Below are 19,072 nucleotides of genomic sequence, written 5' to 3' on the forward strand. Positions count from 1 at the left end.
GAATCAAGGGAAAGCTGGAGTTATCCCCGGAATTCAGCCGGTTATCTCGCGGAATCATTTATGTAGCGCTTTCCCGGCGAAATTTCTTGCCCGGACGCAAGGCTGCCGATTACCATTTATTTCAAGAAAGGCGATCCGGAAGAAACCTTGTTGCCGTCTGCATTGGGAACAAGCGGATGAGGCGAAGGCGAAAACGGATCCAAAAAGGGCAGAGAAACCTGATTACCGGGGGCGGACCGGGCACTCGGGGGCCAACGACAGCGATCTGGTGGTTGTCGTTGGCTCCCAGCTTGGTTTCACCGGGCGCGGTCCTGAGCGATCTGCCGAAACGATCTTCATTATTCTTTTCAGGACGCCTTCATCTTGAATATGCGTCGTCTGCCGCTTGCGATGCGATGGTCTGATCGGGGCGCCAGGCTGCGGCGACCGTCAGGGTCAAGGCCAGGACAAGTCCGATCGTAATGGCAATGAGCAACGGCCGCACCTCATGCAATCCCGGATTGGTCGATGCCTTCTTGAGTTTGGCCCGGATCACTTCTTGTCGCTCCGGGAAGCCGTTACACTGACCTTGACCAGAGCAGGATCCAGGTCGGCGCTGCCGCCATTGATGCCTGCCAGTTCCGCTCCGAGCCGTCCGGCGAGGAAGAGGGTCGCCGCGAACATGGCGATGAAGGCGGCGCTCAGCAAAAGAAGCAGGTTGTTTTGCGGAAAGGCGATGCCGGCCACCAGCGCCAAGAGCGCGGATGTCGACAAGGCTGCGACCTTTAACAGAACACGGTTGTCTTCGGCTTCATCCTGGAAATCGGTTTCACGGTTAAGTCTGCGGATCATCGCTCAATCCTCCGTTGGCTTCGACACGAAGACAATGGCTGCGGATTGGGCCGGGTTGCCGACCGATTTTGGGCGCTTCCGGTGTCATTTCGTGACCGGATTGTGGTCGTGATTTCCCGCGGTGGAAAAGGTGCAAGATCGGTCAGATGCGCGGGATTGTCTGAATCGTCTTCATAACTTTTTTGCTTTTAAGCCCGATCATACTTTTCAACCCATGTATTGCCGAAAAGATCGGCCAGGCACGCGAATGAGTACACAAGTAGCGCAACGTCGGGAAGCGGAGGAGACCGCGGTCTCTGATACCGGGAAAATCTCCGAAGATGAAAAGGACACGCTGGGTCCTGCCCTTCATCTGGCCGGGTTGCAGTTTTTCATTGCCGATATCAGCCGCAAGACCATCCTGTGGAATGAGAGCGGGTCGCAAAGCTTCAACAGCGAGATCAAGGATCTTCAGGAAGCGCAATCCGCTCAGGCCCTGCGCCTGCTCACTCCGGAGGACCGCAAGACCATCCTGCGTCTGGTTCAGGGCGCGATCAGGGAAGGCAAGGCCGGGCCCTATGACGTCGGCGGCGGCGCGGACCACCGCATTCCGGGCGTTCCGCTCATGGCCTATCGCTATGAACTGGAAGGCGGCCGGCTGCTTGCCATCTGTTTTCCTTCACTCGGCGAGGACGATGCCAATCCGGGCAATATCGTTCTGGGCCTTGCCCCGATCCTGCAGCACTTCGTCGCGAGTTCGAACCGGATCGTGCTCCTGGTGGATAATTTCGGCTATGTCCGCTTTGCCAGCGCCGGTTTCCTGCAAAGTTTTCAGATCCCCGATGCCAAGCTGATCCTGGGCCGCAACATCGCCCATATCCAGAAAAGGGTCGGCCGGTCCATCGTGTCGCTGGCGCTGACCGCGCTGGCGCGCCGGCAAAGTGCGACCGGCCGGGCAAAGTTCCTGCTTGCGTCGTCGGACAACGTGGAACTGACCTACGATGCCATGTACTTCCGGTTCGGCAGCAGTGTGGGCGGTGTTCTGTTTTCAGCAGGCCATGCCGCCGGAGACGTTGATTATGCACAGGTCTTCGACATCTGCGGTGCGCCGATCATCGTGGTCAACACCAAGAACCGCATGATCGTTGCGGCGAACAAGTCTGCGCACAAGGCCTATCACCTGACGCAGGAATCGATCGATCAGCAGCCGATCACGGAAACGCTTCTGCATCCCAAGAGTTACGTCACCCTTCTGGAAGCGGCGCAGAAGAACGTCGACGTGCCCCAGTCGGTGGTGGTCAACAGCTTGAACGGCCAGTCCAAGAAAAAGCGCCTGAAGGCGACCCTTGTCGATGCGGATCGTACGCCGAAGCTGATTCTCGAAGCCCGTTCCTGATACGCTCTCACCAATAGCGTCTTTTTTGCGCTGAAAAGCGAGGCTTTGTCTTGCGTGTTGCGTTGCAGAGGACTACGTTCCGCCGCGCTTGAAACTTCCCGTTTCCCATGGAGGGCATTATGGGCTTTATCGCCGACGCGCTGGCGCGAGTTAAACCATCCGCGACCATTGCAGTCACCAACAAGGCAGCTGAACTGAAAGCCGCGGGTATGGACGTCATCGGCCTTGGTGCCGGTGAGCCGGATTTCGATACCCCGGACAATATCAAGGCGGCCGCGATCAAGGCGATTAACGAGGGCAAGACCAAGTACACCAAGGTGGACGGTATCCCCGAACTGAAGGCTGCGATCTGCGCCAAGTTCAAGCGGGAAAACGGCCTGACCTACACCCCGGACCAGATCACGGTCGGCACCGGCGGCAAGCAGGTGCTCTACAATGCCCTGATGGCGACCCTCAATCCGGGTGACGAGGTCATCATTCCGACCCCCTACTGGGTGAGCTATCCGGACATGGTGCTTCTGGCCGGCGGCACGCCGGTGATCGTGGAGGCCGACAAGTCGACCTTCAAGATCACGCCGGAGGCACTCGATGCGGCGATTTCGCCGCGTACCAAGTGGATCATCTTCAACTCGCCGTCCAACCCGTCGGGTGCCGCCTACACGGAAGCCGAGCTGAAGGGCCTGACGGACGTGCTGATGAAGCACCCGCATGTCTGGATGATGACCGACGACATGTACGAGCATCTGGTCTACGACGATTTCAAGTTCACCACGCCGGCCCAGATCGAGCCCGCGCTTTACGAGCGCACGCTGACGGTCAACGGGGTGTCCAAGGCCTATGCCATGACCGGCTGGCGCATCGGTTATGCCGGCGGTCCGGCCGACCTGATCAAGGCGATCGCCAAGATCCAGTCCCAGTCGACCTCCAACCCCTGCACGATTTCGCAGTGGGCTGCGGTCGAGGCCCTGAACGGCAGCCAGGACTTCATTCCGGTGAACAACGAAATCTTCAAGGGCCGGCGCGATCTGGTCGTCTCGATGCTGAACCAGGCAAATGGCATTCACTGCCCGGTTCCCGAAGGCGCCTTCTACGTGTTCCCGTCCTGCGCGGGCACCATCGGCAAGACCGCCCCATCCGGCAAGGTGATCGAAACGGATGAGGACTTCGTCACCGAGCTTCTGGAAGCCGAGGGCGTCGCGGTCGTTCACGGCTCGGCCTTCGGTCTCGGTCCGAACTTCCGCATCTCCTACGCGACCTCCAACGAGGCGCTGACGGAAGCCTGCACGCGCATCCAGCGCTTCTGCGGAAACCTGAAGTAAGACAGGTCTCCCATCGATATGAAAGGGCGGAGCGATCCGCCCTTTTTTATTGCCTGACGGGTTGGTCGAGTCCGATTTTTTCAGATCAACACAATTGGGCCATAGGATTGGTGTGTGAGTGTCGCAGGCTATTGCCGGGCGCAGCCGGCGTGCCGGGGTTGGGAACCAAATGCCGTCCGTACGCGTTACGGTCAGGTAGCATAGGAGTTGAGAATGAAACGTTTGACAACGATAGCCCTTTCCCTCATCGCCGCGGTCGCATCGGCGACCCCTGTTCTGGCAAAGGATGCGCCTGGTCTCCAGGTCGGTAAGTTGACTTGCGCCGTGACGGAAAAGACCAACTTCATTGTCGGCTCGACGGCGACCCTCGGCTGTAATTACCAGCCTGCCACAGGCGGTGCCGTGCAGTATTACACCGGTTCCATCAAGGATTACGGAATCGATATCGGAGACGTCGATAACGCCACGCTGGTCTGGGGCGTGCTTGCTCCGAGCGCGGACATGCAACCCGGGGCGCTGGAAGGCACCTATGGCGGGGTCACCGCAGGTGTAACCCTCGGCGCCGGTCTGGAGGCAAATGCGCTGGTCGGCGGGTTCGACAAGTCGATCGCCCTGAACCCGCTCAGCATCCAGGGCGAAACCGGCACCAATATCACGCTGGGCGTGAGCAAGCTCACGCTCAAGCTGATCAACTGATCCATCACGAGGGACCGTTTCAGGAGGGGCCGGCGTTTGCCGGCCCTTTTTTGTTCTGCCGGCTCTTTTGATTCTGCCGGGCCGGAGCGGCAAGCCGGCACGAAAAACCTACTTCGGCCGAGGAGGCAGGCAGTCCGCGCCGGTGGAAGATGTGCAACCCCTGTTGTTCTCGTTCATCCGGTCCACATTTTGCCGCCGTTCGCTTTGTTCGATGGACTGCCGGGTGGAAAAGGTGCCGATCTGCTGGTCCTGCTGTCTTTGCAGCATGCCCTTGACCGAGGGGAGGCTCGACCTGGGGTCGTTGGGGATCCCGCGCAACTGCTGCGTCTGGGCATACCCGCAAAGAGGCAGGCCGAGCAGAAAGATGGTGGCCAACAGGGCGGACTGAAAAACCTGTTTCGTCATGATGGGCGTCCCGGTTTCGTGGCAGGCATTTTCCCTGAACGCTTCGCTGCTTGGCAGCATCGATCGAATCATTGCGGAGGCGTTCTCATCCAATATGGGACGTCGTCCGCTCTCTTTCCATGCTGCGCTGCCGCATATGTTTCCCTTGCGTTATCGGTTCAATCGGCGCGACCATACCTGACCGCCCCCATTGGCGGGGCGAGGCGCGGCGGGCCGCGTCCAGCCTGAGCGAACCGAGTTCATGTGTGGCCTTGTCGGCGCTGGTGTGGGTTTCAACCCCAGAACCAACGGGAGGCACTTCATGGCGCAAGGCAGTAAGGGCGGGCAGAACGGCGGGGCCCGCGAAACGGCAGATAATTCCGGTTCCAGATCGGGTTCGGGCACGCGATGCATCGCGCTGGTCGGGCCGTTCGGCAGTGGCAAGACCAGTCTTCTTGAAGCGCTTCTGGCGCGCACGGGGGCGGTCGCGCGCCAGGGAACGGTCGCGGGCGGCAATACGGTCGGCGACGGATCTCCGGAAGCGCGGGCTCATGGCATGAGCGTGGAAGCGAATTTCGCGGAGACGGAGTTTCTGGGCGACCGTTACAATTTCATCGATTGTCCGGGGTCCGTCGAGTTCCTGTCGGAGATGGAGGGAATTCTCGACGGTGTTGATCTGGCCGTGGTCGTTGCGGAGGACGACGAGCGCAAGGTACCTGCCTTGCAATTGATCCTGAAAAGCCTGGAAGCCCGCGCCGTGCCGCGGGTTTTGTTTTTGAACAAGATCGACAAGAGCAGCCGGCGGGTGCGCGATGTGCTGCAGGTCCTCCAGCCGGCGTCCTCCGTGCCGCTGGTTCTGCGGCAGATCCCGATCTGGGAGGGCGGCGAGGCCAAGGGCTTCATCGATCTCGCCCTGGAGCGGGCCCATGTCTACCACGAACAGGAAGAAAGCACCCTGGTCGACATGTCGGATGCGGACAAAGCCCGGGAACTGGAAGCCCGCTACACCATGCTGGAGACGCTGGCAGATCATGACGACGATCTGATGGAAGCACTGCTGGAGGATATTGCGCCGGATCCGGATCTCGTTTTTGCCGATCTGGTCCGTGAACTCAAGGAAGGTCTGATCTGTCCGGTCTTCTTCGGCTCGGCGGAACACGGCAACGGCGTCGGGCGCCTTCTGAAGGCGCTTCGCCACGAGACGCCTGATGTGACGGTCACGCGCGACCGTCTTGCGATGGACGGCAGCGGGGCCGCTGTTCAGGTGGTCAAGACGCTGCACACGCTTCATGGCGGCAAGCTTTCCGTCGGCCGGATTCTCGGCGGACAGGTAAGCGACGGCGACATGCTCTACCGGGCCGACGGCAGCGAAGTGAAGGTGTCCGGGGTGTTCACGATTTTCGGTCAGCAGGCGGTCAAGCGAGCGACTGCTGAAACGGGCGACCTCGTCGGCCTCGGCCGGCTGGAGGAGGTGCAAACCGGCGAACGGCTGGTGCATGAAGCGGGAAACAGAGCAGGTCCGGCCGCGCTCCGTCTACCCCAGCCGGTGTTGTCGATTTCCGTTGCAGCATCCAGGCGCCAGGACGAAGTGCGTCTGTCTTCGGCCCTGGGCAAGCTGATCGAGGAGGATCCGTCCCTTCGCCTGCACCAGAGCCAGGCGAGCAGCGAAACCATGCTCGGCGGCCAGGGCGAGATGCATCTCCGGGTGGCCAAGGAACGGCTTTCCGGCAAATACGGGCTCAGCATCGATACGTCCGCGCCCCATGTCCCCTATCAGGAAACGATCCGGGCAAGCACGAAGGTCCGCGGCCGGCACAAGAAACAGTCCGGCGGACACGGCCAGTTCGGCGATGTGGTTCTGGATATCAGGCCTTTGCCGCGCGGCGAAGGCATCCAGTTCACCGATACGATTACCGGGGGTGTGGTGCCGAAACAGTATATACCCTCGGTGAAAGACGGCGTCATGGAAGCTCTTCAGGCCGGACCGCTCGGCTTTCCTGTGGTGGATGTCGGCGTATGCCTCACCGACGGATCCTATCATTCGGTCGACAGTTCAGACCAGGCCTTCAAAATGGCGGGGATCCTTGGGATCCGAGAAGGATTGCCGGAGTGCAAGCCGGTGTTGCTGGAGCCGATCATGAAGGTCGTCATAGTCTGTCCGAGCGAAGCCACGGCCAAGATAAACGCGATCGTTTCGGCCCGCCGCGGCCAGTTGCTCGGGTTCGATGCCCGTCCGGGCTGGGACGGTTGGGACGAAGTCAATGCACTGATGCCGCAGGCCGAAATCGGCGATCTGATCGTCGAACTCCGGTCGGCAACCGCAGGGGTGGCAAGCTACACGGCAGACTTCGACCACATGGCGGAACTGACCGGCAAGGCCGCCGACGATGCGCTGCGCCGGGCCGCGCAACAGGCTGCCTGAGAAACGTCGAGAGGCACCCTGCGCCGGTGCGCTCCGGCGCAGGTTTTTTTAAACGGGTCGCCCTTGCCGACTTTGGAATGAGCGGTCACGGCTTTTCCGCCAGAGGTAACTCGGGCGTTATTTGCCTTTGATCGCCGATTTACGGATCTTCTGAGGCCAGATAAGGAGTGAGACGCCATGAACATCATTCACAAGCGGTCCTGGGAAATACCGGAAAGCGCGGCAACGCCGGAGGACGTCTTCTGGAACCGGCGGCGGTTTCTTGCCGGCCTGGGGGCAAGTGGACTGGCTCTGGGAGCCGGCGGTTTCGCTCGTCCCGCCTTTGCCGAGGACGATCCGAGCGCGAAGCTCTATCCGGTTCCACGCAACGAGGCCTTCACGCTGGATCGCGACGTGACGCCTGAATCCGTCACCTCCGTCTACAACAATTTTTATGAGTTCGGGTCGCACAAGCAGATCGCGCGCGCGGCTCAGAGCCTGCCGATCCGGCCATGGAGCGTGGTGCTCGACGGTATGATCGACAATCCGCAGACGATCGATATCGACGACCTGCTGGCGAAGATGCCGCTGGAAGAGCGGCTTTACCGGCACAGATGCGTCGAGGCCTGGTCGATGGCCGTGCCCTGGTCCGGTTTCCAGCTCTCCGAACTGGTCAAGCTGGCCGGACCGAAATCGGGGGCCAGGTATGTCCGCTTCGAAACGTTCAAGAATCCCGATGTCGCTTCCGGCCAGAAACAGAGCTGGTATCCCTGGCCCTATGTAGAGGGCCTGACGATGGAAGAGGCGACCAACGAACTGACCTTCATGGTCACCGGTGTCTACGGGAAGCCGCTCGCCAAACAGTTCGGCGCGCCGCTGCGGTTGGCGTTGCCCTGGAAATACGGTTTCAAGTCGATCAAGTCGATCGTGCGCATTTCCTTCACCAACGAGCGCCCGGTAAGTTTCTGGGAGGAAATCCAGGCCTCCGAATACGGTTTCTGGGCGAATGTGAATCCGGAAGTGCCGCATCCGCGCTGGAGCCAGGCGAGCGAACGGGTGCTCGGGACCGACGAACGCCGCGATACGCTGCTTTACAACGGTTACGAAGAGCAGGTTGCCTATCTCTACAAGAACCTGCAGGACGAACCGCTGTTCATGTAAGAGAAAACGGCCGGATTGGGCCGCTGAATGGGGCCGAAAAGAAAACAGGGCCGGCGCTTTTGGCGTCCGGCCCTAAGTTTATGAAGATCCGCCGGGGGAGAGCGGATCTCGGGGAGGGGACGACGGACCGTTTCAGTCCGTCTTCCTCGATATGGGGATGCCTGATGCGTCGCGCCAGAGGCTGCGACAAGCTGTCATGGGAAGACTGATTTGGGGGAGGGTGCGTCCGCTTTCCAAGCGTGCGGCGCAAAAAAAATGCCGGGTCAAAGACCCGGCAGTTTAGATTTGATTTCACCGCATTTAGCAGTGGAATCACCTTCCAGAGGGGAACAGCTGGCAGATAAGGCGCTGCTGGGAGGAACTAGCCGCGCCAACTGACCAACAGTGATGCTTATATGCAGTGCACAAGCTGGTGAAACAAGAGGCAGGTGCGCAGGTCTGCTATGCGAAAAGCGAATGGCTTTGATAAGTTGTTGAATTAAATATATAAAATTTTGATTTTTTGTGCAAAAAAGCGTTTTTGCTGATGTATTTTTCGCGGCTTTTGGTGATTTCGGAATGCGAATCCGCGTGCCCTGCTTAATTTGCGGTCAAATTAGGCGTGTCTGCTATATAGGCAATCTGGCGCTGTCAGTAGACCCAGGTCTCGGCATTGGCGACCAGGAAATCGCGGAAAACCTTTACCCGTGCCGTATTCTTGAGTTCCGACGGGTAGACGAAATAGGTGTCGAAAGAAGGCACCTTGTCTTCCAGTTCGGTCAGGACCTGTACCAGACCGCTATCCTTCTCGATGATGTAATCGGGCAGGATGGCAATGCCGACACCGGCCTGCACGGCGCGTTTGATGGCTACGAGGTTGTTGACCTGCAAGACCGAACGCCGCGGATCAGATGGAGTTCGCCCGGCAGTGTCGAGCCAGTTCATGTCGCGCAGATAGGCTGGCGCCTGTTCGCCGAAGGTGACGATGCGGTGCTTGTCCAGTTCGCCAATGCTGATCGGGGTTCCGAAGCGTTTTAGATAGCTCGGTGCCGCGTATACGTGGAAATGCACGGTGAAAAGCTTGCGCTGAATGAGGTCCGGTTGGGTTGGCAGTCGCAGCCGGATTGCCACATCCGCCTCGCGCATACCCAGGTCCAGCTCGTCGTCGTCGAAAATCAGCTGCAGTTCGACATCCGGATAGAGGTTGATGAAGTCGTTGATACGGGACGTCAGCCAGGTGGAGCCCAGCCCGACGGTCGTCGTAACTTTGAGAATGCCCGACGGTTTGTCCTTGCTGTCGGAAAGGCGGCTCTGGACCGATTCCAGTTTCATCAGGACATCGGCCGCTGTGCGGTAGAGCAGTTCGCCTTGTTCGGTCAGCAAAAGGCCGCGCGCATGCCGGTGAAACAGGGGCACGCCGAGATCCTGCTCCAGCGAGCTGACCTGCCGGCTCACGGCCGACTGGCTCAGATTGAGCACCTCGCCGGCATGGGTGAAGCTGCCGGCCTGGGCGGCGGCATGGAAGATGCGCAGTTTGTCCCAATCCATGTCACGCGCCCCTGCTGGCTTAGCGGATCAATCGTCGCTGTCGTCTTATTCCGCCGGTTCAGGTGCGGAGACTTCATGTTCTGCCAGAAAGCGTTCCGCTTCAAGCGCCGCCATGCAGCCCATACCGGCTGCGGTCACGGCCTGGCGATAGATGTCGTCGGTCACGTCGCCGGCGGCAAAGACGCCCGGGATCGCCGTCTTCGTGCTGTCGGGCGCGGTTTCCAGATACCCGTTGGGCTTGAGGGGCAACTGGCCCTTGAACAGCTCCACCGACGGTGCATGGCCGATGGCGATGAAGACACCGTCGGTCGGAATTTCCCGGGTTTCACCGGTTTTGGTGTTTTTCAGGCGCACGCCGTTGACCGCCTTGGGAATGCCGCCGCCCAGGATCTCGTCGACTGCATGGTCCCAGATCACTTCGATCTTCGGGTGCTTCAGCAGGCGATCCTGCAGGATGCGTTCCGCGCGCAGGCTGTCCCGGCGATGCACAAGGGTGACTTTCGACGCAAGGTTTGCCAGATAAAGCGCTTCCTCGACCGCCGTATTGCCGCCGCCGACGACCACCACTTCCTTGTTGCGGTAGAAGAAGCCGTCACAGGTAGCGCAGGCGGAGACGCCGGCGCCCATGAAGTCCTCTTCCGACGGCAGGCCGAGCCAGCGCGCCTGGGCGCCAGTGGCAATGACCAGTGCATCGGCGGTGTAGATGGTGCCGCTGTCGCCTTCCATACGGAAGGGGCGCTTCGACAGATCGACCTTGAGGATCGTGTCGTAGACGATCTTCGTGCCGACGTTTTCGGCCTGCTTCTGCATCTGTTCCATCAGCCAGGGCCCCTGGATCGGGTCGGCGAAGCCCGGGTAGTTTTCCACATCGGTGGTGATGGTGAGCTGGCCGCCCGGCTGGATGCCGGCAACGAGCGTCGGTTCCATCATGGCGCGGGCTCCGTAAATCGCCGCGGTATAGCCGGCAGGTCCCGAGCCGATGATGAAAAGCTTTGAATGCTCGGTGGTCATGGGTGAAGTGCCTCGTCTCGTTCGCCTTGCCTGTCGCGGGCGCCGTCGTCGGAACGGCCGGACCCGGTAATTTCCTGTCAGCGCGTCCGATGCCTTGCGAATCTCTTCAGGATTTCGCTGGCGATCATCGGCGTACTGTCCAGCGGCTCGTAGGTAGTGTTTTTTAGCGGTCCCGGAAAGGGGTGAATGATCCCAAGTGAGGTCAAAGTCCCCAGAAAGCGGACAATTTTCGGGTGATCGCCATGCGGTGTGAAGACATGAACCGGTTTTCCGGTGGCTGCCGCTTCGCCGATCATGTTGGTCGAATCGGCTGTCGTGACAATGGCATCCGCTTTCGCCAGATAGTCGGCAAGCGGATTTTCGCCGCTGCCATCCCACAGGAGGCAGTTCCGAGATGCGGCAAGTTGTTCCAGCCGTTTCTTGAGTGGCTCCGGTGTCCTGCGGGATGCCGTGATCATCAAGGATGCGCCGCCTTCGTTCATCAGCTGCGCCAGTCCTGCGCTTAGACTTGCAATGTCGCGTTCCGTAAAGGTGTGATGACGGCTGTCGCCGCCGATGAGGACGGCGACACGCGGATGGGCAAGGGAATCGATTTGCGGGTGCGGCTTTGCCCGAAGGTTCGCCAGAACCTGGCTTGAAAACCGGTGCGGCGCGGTCGGTGTGGCCAGCACGTTCGCACCGCGCAGACTGTCATGCTCAGGCACCCAGATCAGGTCGGCCGTTTTCGACCCGGTCCGCGGGTCTTTCAGGAACACGGTAAAGGTTCGGCCATCGGATGCCTTCTTGATCCGTCTCAGATAGGCAACGGCACGCCGCCCCGATGCGATGGCAATATCCGGAAAGGGCGGGGCGATCGGACTGCCGGGACGGCTTTCCCTCTCACGCGGATCGATCGGTCCCCACGGCATGATCCAGGAAAACGGAGGGCGGGGGGCTACCTTTCGGATCTCGTAGCCGGTCCCGAGTGCTTCTGCGACGCCGATGCATTGGGCTTCGTCCCCTGCCTTGCCGTCTGTCAGGACCCAACAACTTTTTGGCGATAGCGTCCTGTGCACGGAATTCCTGTTGTGATGTTTCTGAATCATGCGCAATTTTGTTATAGTCTTGCACAAATGCGCAAAAAATCATAATCCGGCAATGGTGGATCGTCCCGCAGGATTCTCCGCGGAATGGTATTCGATTTTCCAGATCAAGGCCGTATCCGGGCTCGCCGGAAAAGGCAATGCGGCTCGGGAGAACAAGAGTGAAAGCGCGGCTTGATGCAATCGACTGGCACATCCTGAAGGAGCTGCAGGAAGACGGGCGTATGACGAATGTCGAGCTCGCCCGCAGGGTCGGGATATCCGCCCCTCCGTGCCTGCGCCGTGTCCGCGCGCTGGAAGAGGCCGGGCTGATCCGCGGCTATCGGACGCTTCTGGATGAAAAGCAACTGGGCTTTGACGTGACGGCCTTCGCCATGGTCGGTCTGCACAGCCAGAAAGAGGCCGATCTGATCGCATTTGAGAAAACGGTTCAGGCCTGGGACGTGGTGCGCGAAAGCTACATGCTTTCCGGAGAAGTCGATTTTCTTTTGAAATGCGTTGCGCCGGATCTGCAGAGCTTCCAGAATTTTGTCATCAGCGAATTGACGGCTGCGGCAAATGTGGCGAGCGTCCGTACCGCCCTGACCATTCGTCGAACCAAAGATGAACCGATTGTTCCAATCGAAGACTGATGGCTGTCACTAAGTAACGCAGCGTCATTTTCATTTGTAATATATTATATGTATTATATTAATTCTTGATTGTGGGTCAATTTAGACGTTTTTTCGCCTTTCCGTGTCAAATCCGTTGTGAGTTTACTACGCATTAACACTGCCCTCTACATGTTTGTCTACGTAGATCAACTTACTCGTAAAAGACGAGATTCGATGCCGGTCGGCGAGACGGACCCCGGTATCAAGGTCTTTTGCAAGGGGGCGGAGTGGGGACGACGCTGCAGATTTCCATTGATGATATTCCGGATGGGGTCATTATTTGCGACCGCACCGGTACCATTCGGACGTTTAACGGCGCGCTGGAACAGATTTTCGGATATACGCGCGAAGACCTGATTGGCCGGAAAATCGAAATCCTTGTTCCCGAGCGGTTCGCGGGTCATGCGAAGCTAAGGGAAACCTATGCGCAGAATCCGGTATCCCGACCCATGGGATCGGTGCAGAGGATCTACGGCAGGCGCAAGGATGGCTCGGAAATCCCGCTCGATATCTCCTTGAGCAAGCTGAACGACAGTGGCGATATCATCTGTTTTGCCCGGGATGTTTCTGAGCACGTGAGGCTGGCGGAAGAAATCAGACAATCCGCCTATTTTGATCCGGTTACAGGCGCCTTGAACCGGCGGGCCTTCAATGAGGACCTGGCGGAAGCCATGTCCGGGATCGATGCCCGTGTGAATGGCGTGTGTATCGCCCTGTTCGATCTCGACCATTTCAAGGACGTCAACGACACGCTGGGACATTCCGTCGGCGACAAGTTGCTCGTGGCATTTTGCGATCGGCTGCGCGAGGTCATGCATGAAAAAATGCGGCTTTACCGGATCGGCGGGGACGAATTCGCACTGATCCTGCCGACCTGCGCCGACCCCCAAAATGCTTTCGCATTCGTCGAGACGGCGATCTGGAACGTGCGAAAGCCGGTTTTCATCGACGCCCATGAAATCACGATCGGGTGCAGCGCAGGCGTCGTGCATGCACCTGAGAACGGGATTACTCCCGATGAGCTGATGAGCAATGCCGATCTGGCGCTTTATGAAGCCAAGATCATCCGCGGACGGGTTTCCAGGTTCACGCCCGATTTGCGGGCAGCGGTCGAAGAGCGTTTCGCGCTTATCCCGGAGCTGAAGGCGGCGTTGGAACAGGAACAGTTCGAACTCCACTTCCAGCCCCAGATCGACATCCGTAGCGGCCGGGTCGTGGGCGCGGAGGCGCTGTTGCGGTGGCAACATCCGAAACGCGGCCTGCTGACTCCTGACAGTTTCATCGATCTGATCAGCGGAAGTGACATGTCGATCGGCATTGGCCGCTGGGTCCTGTTTCAGGCCTGTGCCCAGGCGCGAAAATGGCAGTCGCTGGTGGGCAGGCCGCTGAAAGTCGCGGTCAATCTGTTTCCGAGACAGACCTATTCGAAGTCGCTCGTCAACGATGTGACCTGGGCCCTTGCCGATACCGGTCTGGGCGCCGCGTCACTGGAACTGGAACTGACCGAAAACACAATTCTCGATTCTTCGGACAATTTCATCGAGGTTCTGGGTTATCTCAGGGACCTGGGGGTCACGATCGGTCTGGACGATTTCGGAACCGGATATGCGTCCTTGAACAGTCTGACCAGATATCCGGTCGACACGATCAAGGTGGATCGGAGCTTCGTCTCAGGTTCGGCCGGCAAGCCGGAGAACCAGGCGGTGCTGCGGGCGATGGTTATGCTCGCACGCGAATTCGGGCTGGTATCGGTCGCCGAAGGGGTGGAATCTGTAGAGGAAGCAGAGATCATTCAGCAAATCGGCTTCAATCTCGGTCAGGGCTATAACTGGAGCCGCCCGATCAGCGGTCCGGATTTTGAAAGGCTCCTGAAATCCGGCGGGCGCCAACTGCCGGTGGCGGTCGCCAGTCAGGCCGCGGCGTCCGACGACAGGGAGACCCAGGCCGTTGGTCTGCCTGGCATTCACGGTCGATCCCGGCAGGTGTCGGTCTGACGGTTCCCGTCTCCAGAAAAGAGGTTCAATGACTGTCAAACGCGTCGTTACCAATATCGCCTCCCCGGACACTGGGGCGGCTGCCCGCTTTTACGGCGAGGTCCTGGGCATGTCCATTGTCATGGACCACGGATGGATCGTGACATATGCCGATACCGGATCGGCAATGCCTCAGCTCAGCATTGCGAGCGAAGGAGGATCCGGAACCGAAGTCCCCGACCTTTCCATTGAAGTCGACAATCTGGATGAGGTCCTGGAGCGGGCCCGTGACCGCGGTTTTCAGGTCCTCTACGGGCCGGCGGACGAACCGTGGGGCGTCAGGCGGTTTTTCGTCCGCGACCCGTTTGGCCGCGTCGTCAACATCCTCCAGCACCAATAATCGTCAGGCGCCCGCGCAGGCGTCGTTGCAACGCGCCACGCGGTGCCCTCGATACGATTTGTTGGAGGAACTGATCCGGGGCCGCAGGGCGGGGTCCGGATCAGATGAATCGAACGTCGACAATCTCGTAGGAACGCGCACCACCGGGGGCGGACACTTCGACGCTGTCGCCGATGGTCTTGCCGATAAGGGCGCGGGCGATCGGCGAAGAGATGGAAATCTTGTTCTGCTTCACGTCGGATTCCACGTCTCCGACGATCATGTATTTCTTCTCTTCCTCGGTGTCCTCGTCGATGAGGGACACCGTGGCGCCGAACTTGACCACATCGCCGGACAGTTTGGTCACGTCGATCACTTCCGCACGGGAGAGCTTGTCCTCCAGCTCGGTGATCCGGCCTTCATTGTGGCTCTGTGCTTCCTTGGCGGCGTGATACTCGGCGTTTTCCGACAGATCGCCATGCGCGCGCGCTTCTGCGATCGCGTCCACGATACGCGGGCGCTCGACCGACGTGCGCTGCTTCAATTCCTGTTCCAGCATCGCGTAACCGGCGGAGGTCATCGGAACTTTTTCCATTGGTCACAGACCTTCAGCTTACCGGGTCCCCTTTTCAGGACCTCGTATCATAAAAAGAAACCCAGCCGGGAAAGGAACGCTTTCCCGGCCGGGGGGCTAGCCCACATTTCTCGCACTCCCGTTGCCCTGGTGTTCTGAGTCGAGCGACGCAGGGCAAGGGGAGTGCGAGAAGGGCGGGCCGGATAATAGCCTCAAGCGAAGTAAGATTGCAAAGGTCTCACTTCGAGGTTGCCTTTCTTGTAGGCGACGATGCCCTTGGCAGCCGCAACCGAGCCTGCAAGCGTGGTGTAGTACGGCACCTTGTTCATCAGTGCCGCCTGGCGCATCGAACGGCTGTCGAGAAGGGCCTGGGCGCCTTCCGTCGTGTTGAAGACGAGTTGCACTTCGCCGTTCTTGATGGCGTCGACGATGTGCGGGCGGCCTTCCAGAACCTTGTTGATTTTCTTGCAGGAAATACCCTCGTTCTGCAGGAAGGTCTGGGTACCGCCGGTGGCTATGATGGAGAAACCCGCCTGTTCCAGCATGCGAACGGCCTCGACCACGCCGGCCTTGTCCTGATCGCGCATGGAGACGAAGACCGTTCCTTTTTCCGGCACGCCGGTACCGCAGGCGATCTGCGACTTGGCAAATGCGGTGGAAAAGGCGCCGTTCAGGCCCATGACCTCGCCGGTTGAGCGCATTTCCGGTCCGAGAACCGTGTCGACGCCGGGGAAGCGGGTGAAGGGGAAGACGGCTTCCTTGACGGCGACGTGCTTCAGTTCCTTTTCCACAAGTCCGAAGGAGGCCAGGCTTTCGCCTGCCATGACGCGGCTTGCAATCTTGGCGACCGGATCGCCGATGGTCTTGGCGACGAAGGGCACGGTGCGCGAGGCGCGCGGATTAACCTCCAGAACGTAGATTTCGCCGTCCTTGATGGCGTATTGCACGTTCATCAGACCGCCGACTTCCAGGGCCAAGGCCAGCGCCGTGGTCTGGCGCTTCAGTTCCGCAATGATGTCCTTCGACAGATTGTAGGGCGGCAGGGAGCAGGCGCTGTCGCCGGAATGGATGCCGGCTTCCTCGATATGTTCCATGATGCCGCAGACGAAGACATCCTTGCCGTCGCAAAGCGCGTCCACGTCCACCTCGACCGCCCTGTCCAGGTAACGATCGAACAGCAGCGGGTTGGTGCCGAGCAGGGTGTTGATCTGCCCTGTCTTGTCGTTCGGATATTTTGCCCGGATGTCGCCGGGGACGAGTTCGGGCAGGGTCCCAAGCAGATAGGAATTGAGGGCTTCCTCGTCGCGAATGATCTGCATGGCCCGGCCGCCCAGAACATACGACGGGCGCACGACCAGCGGCAGGCCGAGCCTGCCTGCGATCAAACGGCCCTGTTCGACGGAATAGGCAATGCCGTTTTCCGGCTGCTTCAAGCCGAGCTTGACCAGAAGCTTCTGGAACCGGTCCCGGTCCTCCGCGAGGTCGATCATGTCCGGAGAGGTGCCGAGGATCGGCACATCGGCCTTCATCAGCGCTTGCGCGAGCTTCAGCGGCGTCTGGCCGCCGAACTGGACGATGACGCCGTGAAGCGTTCCGTTTTTCTGCTCCTTGCGGATGATCTCCAGAACGTCCTCGGCGGTCAGCGGCTCGAAGTAAAGCCGGTCGGAGGTGTCGTAGTCGGTGGAGACCGTTTCCGGGTTGCAGTTGATCATGATGGTCTCGAACCCGGCGTCCTCCAGGGCGAAGGCGGCGTGGCAGCAGCAGTAATCGAATTCGATCCCCTGGCCGATCCGGTTCGGTCCGCCGCCCAGGATGACGACCTTCTTCCGGTCGGTCGGGGCCGCCTCGCAGGCGGGGTTGCCCATGAAAGGCGTCTCGTAGGTGGAGTACATGTAAGCGGTGGGAGAGGCGAACTCGGCCGCGCAGGTGTCGATGCGCTTGTAGACCGGATGGACGTCAAGCTCCGCGCGCAGCTTCGCGATGTCGGCTTCGTCCTTGCCGGCAAGGGACGCCAGCCGGGCATCGGAAAAGCCCATGGACTTCAGCTTGCGCAGCATCCGGGTGCTTTGCGGCAGGCCGTGGGTTCGCACCTTGTGTTCCATTTCGACGATGGCGGCGATCTGGTCCAGGAACCAGGGGTCGATGGAGCTGGCCTGATGGATATCCTCCAGGCTCATGCCGAGACGCATGGCCTGGGCTACATTCAGCAGGCGCGTTGGTGTCGGAACGGAGATCGCGGCCCGGATGGCGTTCTTGTCGTCGCCCTGATCGAGGCCCGGGATCTCGGTTTCGTCCAGTCCGGTCAGCCCGGTTTCCAGGCCACGCAGGGCCTTCTGCAGGCTTTCGGCGAAGGTGCGGCCGATCGCCATGACTTCGCCGACGGATTTCATCGCCGTCGTCAGCACCGGCACGGAGCCGGGGAACTTTTCGAACGCAAAGCGCGGGATCTTCGTGACCACATAATCGATGGTCGGTTCGAAGGAGGCGGGGGTGGCGCCGCCGGTGATGTCGTTTTCCAGCTCATCCAGGGTGTAGCCGATGGCAAGCTTGGCTGCGATCTTGGCGATCGGGAAGCCGGTCGCCTTGGAGGCGAGTGCGGAGGAGCGCGATACGCGCGGGTTCATCTCGATCACGACGAGGCGGCCGGTGTCCGGATTGACCGCGAACTGCACGTTCGAACCGCCGGTTTCCACGCCGATCTCGCGCAGCACCGCGATCGAGGCGTCGCGCATGATCTGGTATTCCTTGTCGGTGAGCGTCAATGCCGGGGCGACCGTGATCGAGTCGCCGGTGTGAACACCCATCGGATCGACGTTTTCGATGGAACAGATGATGATGCAGTTGTCCGCCTTGTCGCGGACGACTTCCATCTCGTATTCCTTCCAGCCGAGCAGGCTCTCGTCGATCAGCACCTGGCCGACCGGCGAAGCATCGATGCCCGAGCGGACGATGGTCTCGAATTCCTCGCGATTGTAGGCAACCCCGCCGCCGGTGCCGCCGAGCGTAAAGGCCGGGCGGATAATCGCCGGCAAGCCGATGTCGTCAAGTGCCTTCATGGCTTCCATGACGCCGGTTGCGCGGTCGTAACCGACGATCTTGCCCTTTTCGTTCCGGATTTCCGGAGATGCGGCGATGGCAGCGCGCGGGTTCTCCAGGCCGATGACATCCATGGCCGCGCGGAATTTCTCGCGGTCCTCGGCCTTCTCGATGACGTCGGCCCGTGCGCCGATCATTTCGACGCCGAACTCGTCAAGAACACCCATCCGCTCCAGGTCGAGCGCGCAGTTGAGCGCGGTCTGGCCGCCCATGGTCGGCAGCAGGGCGTCGGGGCGCTCTTTCTCGATGATCTTGGCGACGATTTCCGGCGTGATCGGCTCGATGTAGGTCGCATCTGCCAGGTCCGGATCGGTCATGATCGTCGCCGGGTTCGAATTCACCAGGATGATGCGGTAGCCCTCTTCTCGAAGGGCCTTGCAGGCCTGCGTTCCGGAATAGTCGAATTCGCAGGCCTGGCCGATCACGATCGGACCCGCGCCTATGATGAGAATGGAGGAGATGTCAGTACGTTTTGGCATCGGGGCTCGCATCGGCCGTTTCCGTGCAGGCATTGCGGCCCACCGGTTCGGCTCGTTCCATTATGAGTGTCAATGTTGGCTGAGCGCGTCTTATAGGGAAAACTGTGAGGCGTGGAAACCCCGCGCGGGGG

At 60.0% G+C, this 19,072-nt stretch carries 16 protein-coding genes; 8 read left to right on the forward strand and 8 right to left on the reverse strand.

Annotated features, from left to right (window positions below; all coding sequences use genetic code 11):
• Positions 1-358: 358 nt before the first annotated feature.
• Both ACN0SO_RS08930 and ACN0SO_RS08935 read right to left on the reverse strand, forming a co-directional pair.
• On the reverse strand, positions 359-535 hold the full coding sequence (locus ACN0SO_RS08930) for a hypothetical protein (RefSeq protein WP_417676712.1): 177 nt from the start codon (positions 533-535) through the stop codon (positions 359-361).
• Positions 532-831: a hypothetical protein gene (locus ACN0SO_RS08935; protein ID WP_417676714.1), complete on the reverse strand. Its 300-nt coding sequence runs from the start codon at positions 829-831 to the stop codon at positions 532-534. The genes ACN0SO_RS08930 and ACN0SO_RS08935 overlap by 4 nt, the downstream gene beginning before the upstream one ends.
• 247 nt (positions 832-1,078) lie before the next feature.
• Between ACN0SO_RS08935 and ACN0SO_RS08940 the strand changes: the two genes are divergently transcribed.
• The 3 genes from ACN0SO_RS08940 (at position 1,079) to ACN0SO_RS08950 (ending at position 4,221) form a co-directional block, all read left to right on the forward strand.
• Complete coding sequence (locus ACN0SO_RS08940; RefSeq protein WP_417676716.1) at positions 1,079-2,206, forward strand: hypothetical protein; 1,128 nt, start codon at positions 1,079-1,081, stop codon at positions 2,204-2,206.
• A 119-nt stretch (positions 2,207-2,325) separates the two neighbouring features.
• Entirely contained in the window at positions 2,326-3,525 is a 1,200-nt protein-coding gene (locus tag ACN0SO_RS08945; RefSeq protein WP_417676718.1) for a pyridoxal phosphate-dependent aminotransferase, read from the forward strand.
• 213 nt (positions 3,526-3,738) lie between these two features.
• Complete coding sequence (locus ACN0SO_RS08950; RefSeq protein ID WP_417676720.1) at positions 3,739-4,221, forward strand: DUF992 domain-containing protein; 483 nt, start codon at positions 3,739-3,741, stop codon at positions 4,219-4,221.
• Positions 4,222-4,329: 108 nt separating this feature from the next.
• Here ACN0SO_RS08950 and ACN0SO_RS08955 read toward each other — a convergent pair whose 3' ends face one another.
• Positions 4,330-4,626, reverse strand: coding sequence for a hypothetical protein (locus ACN0SO_RS08955; protein ID WP_417676722.1), 297 nt, complete (start codon positions 4,624-4,626; stop codon positions 4,330-4,332).
• Positions 4,627-4,927: 301 nt separating this feature from the next.
• Between ACN0SO_RS08955 and ACN0SO_RS08960 the strand changes: the two genes are divergently transcribed.
• Entirely contained in the window at positions 4,928-7,027 is a 2,100-nt protein-coding gene (locus ACN0SO_RS08960; protein ID WP_417676724.1) for an elongation factor G, read from the forward strand.
• 177 nt (positions 7,028-7,204) lie between these two features.
• Positions 7,205-8,167 (forward strand): protein-methionine-sulfoxide reductase catalytic subunit MsrP, encoded by a 963-nt coding sequence (msrP, locus tag ACN0SO_RS08965; RefSeq protein WP_417676726.1) that lies wholly within the window; start codon positions 7,205-7,207, stop codon positions 8,165-8,167.
• Positions 8,168-8,797: 630 nt separating this feature from the next.
• On the opposite strand, the gene ACN0SO_RS08970 is transcribed toward msrP, so the two are convergent.
• From ACN0SO_RS08970 to ACN0SO_RS08980, 3 genes are all read right to left on the reverse strand, one after another.
• A complete protein-coding gene (locus tag ACN0SO_RS08970) occupies positions 8,798-9,694 on the reverse strand; it encodes a LysR family transcriptional regulator (protein ID WP_417676728.1) in 897 nt (298 codons plus the stop codon).
• Positions 9,695-9,739: 45 nt separating this feature from the next.
• Positions 9,740-10,705 (reverse strand): thioredoxin-disulfide reductase, encoded by a 966-nt coding sequence (gene trxB / locus ACN0SO_RS08975; RefSeq protein ID WP_417676730.1) that lies wholly within the window; start codon positions 10,703-10,705, stop codon positions 9,740-9,742.
• Between the two features lie 77 nt (positions 10,706-10,782).
• Positions 10,783-11,790 carry a mitochondrial fission ELM1 family protein gene (locus tag ACN0SO_RS08980; RefSeq protein WP_417676732.1) on the reverse strand — a complete coding sequence of 336 codons (1,008 nt, stop codon included), beginning with the start codon at positions 11,788-11,790 and terminating at the stop codon, positions 10,783-10,785.
• Positions 11,791-11,948: 158 nt separating this feature from the next.
• Here ACN0SO_RS08980 and ACN0SO_RS08985 point away from each other — a divergent pair, with 158 nt between their 5' ends.
• From ACN0SO_RS08985 to ACN0SO_RS08995, 3 genes are all read left to right on the forward strand, one after another.
• Complete coding sequence (locus ACN0SO_RS08985; RefSeq protein ID WP_417676734.1) at positions 11,949-12,419, forward strand: Lrp/AsnC family transcriptional regulator; 471 nt, start codon at positions 11,949-11,951, stop codon at positions 12,417-12,419.
• A 248-nt stretch (positions 12,420-12,667) separates the two neighbouring features.
• Positions 12,668-14,434 (forward strand): putative bifunctional diguanylate cyclase/phosphodiesterase, encoded by a 1,767-nt coding sequence (locus ACN0SO_RS08990; protein WP_417676736.1) that lies wholly within the window; start codon positions 12,668-12,670, stop codon positions 14,432-14,434.
• Positions 14,435-14,462: 28 nt separating this feature from the next.
• Complete coding sequence (locus ACN0SO_RS08995; protein ID WP_417676738.1) at positions 14,463-14,813, forward strand: VOC family protein; 351 nt, start codon at positions 14,463-14,465, stop codon at positions 14,811-14,813.
• A gap of 100 nt (positions 14,814-14,913) precedes the next feature.
• On the opposite strand, the gene greA is transcribed toward ACN0SO_RS08995, so the two are convergent.
• Both greA and carB read right to left on the reverse strand, forming a co-directional pair.
• Positions 14,914-15,387 carry a transcription elongation factor GreA gene (gene greA, locus ACN0SO_RS09000; protein ID WP_417676740.1) on the reverse strand — a complete coding sequence of 158 codons (474 nt, stop codon included), beginning with the start codon at positions 15,385-15,387 and terminating at the stop codon, positions 14,914-14,916.
• A gap of 191 nt (positions 15,388-15,578) precedes the next feature.
• Positions 15,579-18,941 carry a carbamoyl-phosphate synthase large subunit gene (gene carB / locus ACN0SO_RS09005; protein ID WP_417676742.1) on the reverse strand — a complete coding sequence of 1,121 codons (3,363 nt, stop codon included), beginning with the start codon at positions 18,939-18,941 and terminating at the stop codon, positions 15,579-15,581.
• Positions 18,942-19,072 lie beyond the last annotated feature (131 nt).

It is taken from the genome of Roseibium sp. (assembly GCF_048260565.1).
Classification (GTDB): Bacteria; Pseudomonadota; Alphaproteobacteria; order Rhizobiales; family Stappiaceae; genus Roseibium.

Excerpts from the sequence above, each read along its gene's own strand:
- ACN0SO_RS08995 (WP_417676738.1), top strand. The coding sequence starts at position 14,463 with ATGACTGTCAAACGCGTCGTTACCAATATCGCCTCCCCGGACACTGGG.
- ACN0SO_RS08980 (WP_417676732.1), bottom strand. The coding sequence starts at position 11,790 with ATGATTCAGAAACATCACAACAGGAATTCCGTGCACAGGACGCTATCG.
- ACN0SO_RS08945 (WP_417676718.1), top strand. The coding sequence starts at position 2,326 with ATGGGCTTTATCGCCGACGCGCTGGCGCGAGTTAAACCATCCGCGACC.
- msrP (WP_417676726.1), top strand. The coding sequence starts at position 7,205 with ATGAACATCATTCACAAGCGGTCCTGGGAAATACCGGAAAGCGCGGCA.
- ACN0SO_RS08970 (WP_417676728.1), bottom strand. The coding sequence starts at position 9,694 with ATGGATTGGGACAAACTGCGCATCTTCCATGCCGCCGCCCAGGCCGGC.
- ACN0SO_RS08960 (WP_417676724.1), top strand. The coding sequence starts at position 4,928 with ATGGCGCAAGGCAGTAAGGGCGGGCAGAACGGCGGGGCCCGCGAAACG.
- carB (WP_417676742.1), bottom strand. The coding sequence starts at position 18,941 with ATGCCAAAACGTACTGACATCTCCTCCATTCTCATCATAGGCGCGGGT.
- ACN0SO_RS08940 (WP_417676716.1), top strand. The coding sequence starts at position 1,079 with ATGAGTACACAAGTAGCGCAACGTCGGGAAGCGGAGGAGACCGCGGTC.
- trxB (WP_417676730.1), bottom strand. The coding sequence starts at position 10,705 with ATGACCACCGAGCATTCAAAGCTTTTCATCATCGGCTCGGGACCTGCC.
- ACN0SO_RS08950 (WP_417676720.1), top strand. The coding sequence starts at position 3,739 with ATGAAACGTTTGACAACGATAGCCCTTTCCCTCATCGCCGCGGTCGCA.
- ACN0SO_RS08935 (WP_417676714.1), bottom strand. The coding sequence starts at position 831 with ATGATCCGCAGACTTAACCGTGAAACCGATTTCCAGGATGAAGCCGAA.
- ACN0SO_RS08955 (WP_417676722.1), bottom strand. The coding sequence starts at position 4,626 with ATGACGAAACAGGTTTTTCAGTCCGCCCTGTTGGCCACCATCTTTCTG.
- greA (WP_417676740.1), bottom strand. The coding sequence starts at position 15,387 with ATGGAAAAAGTTCCGATGACCTCCGCCGGTTACGCGATGCTGGAACAG.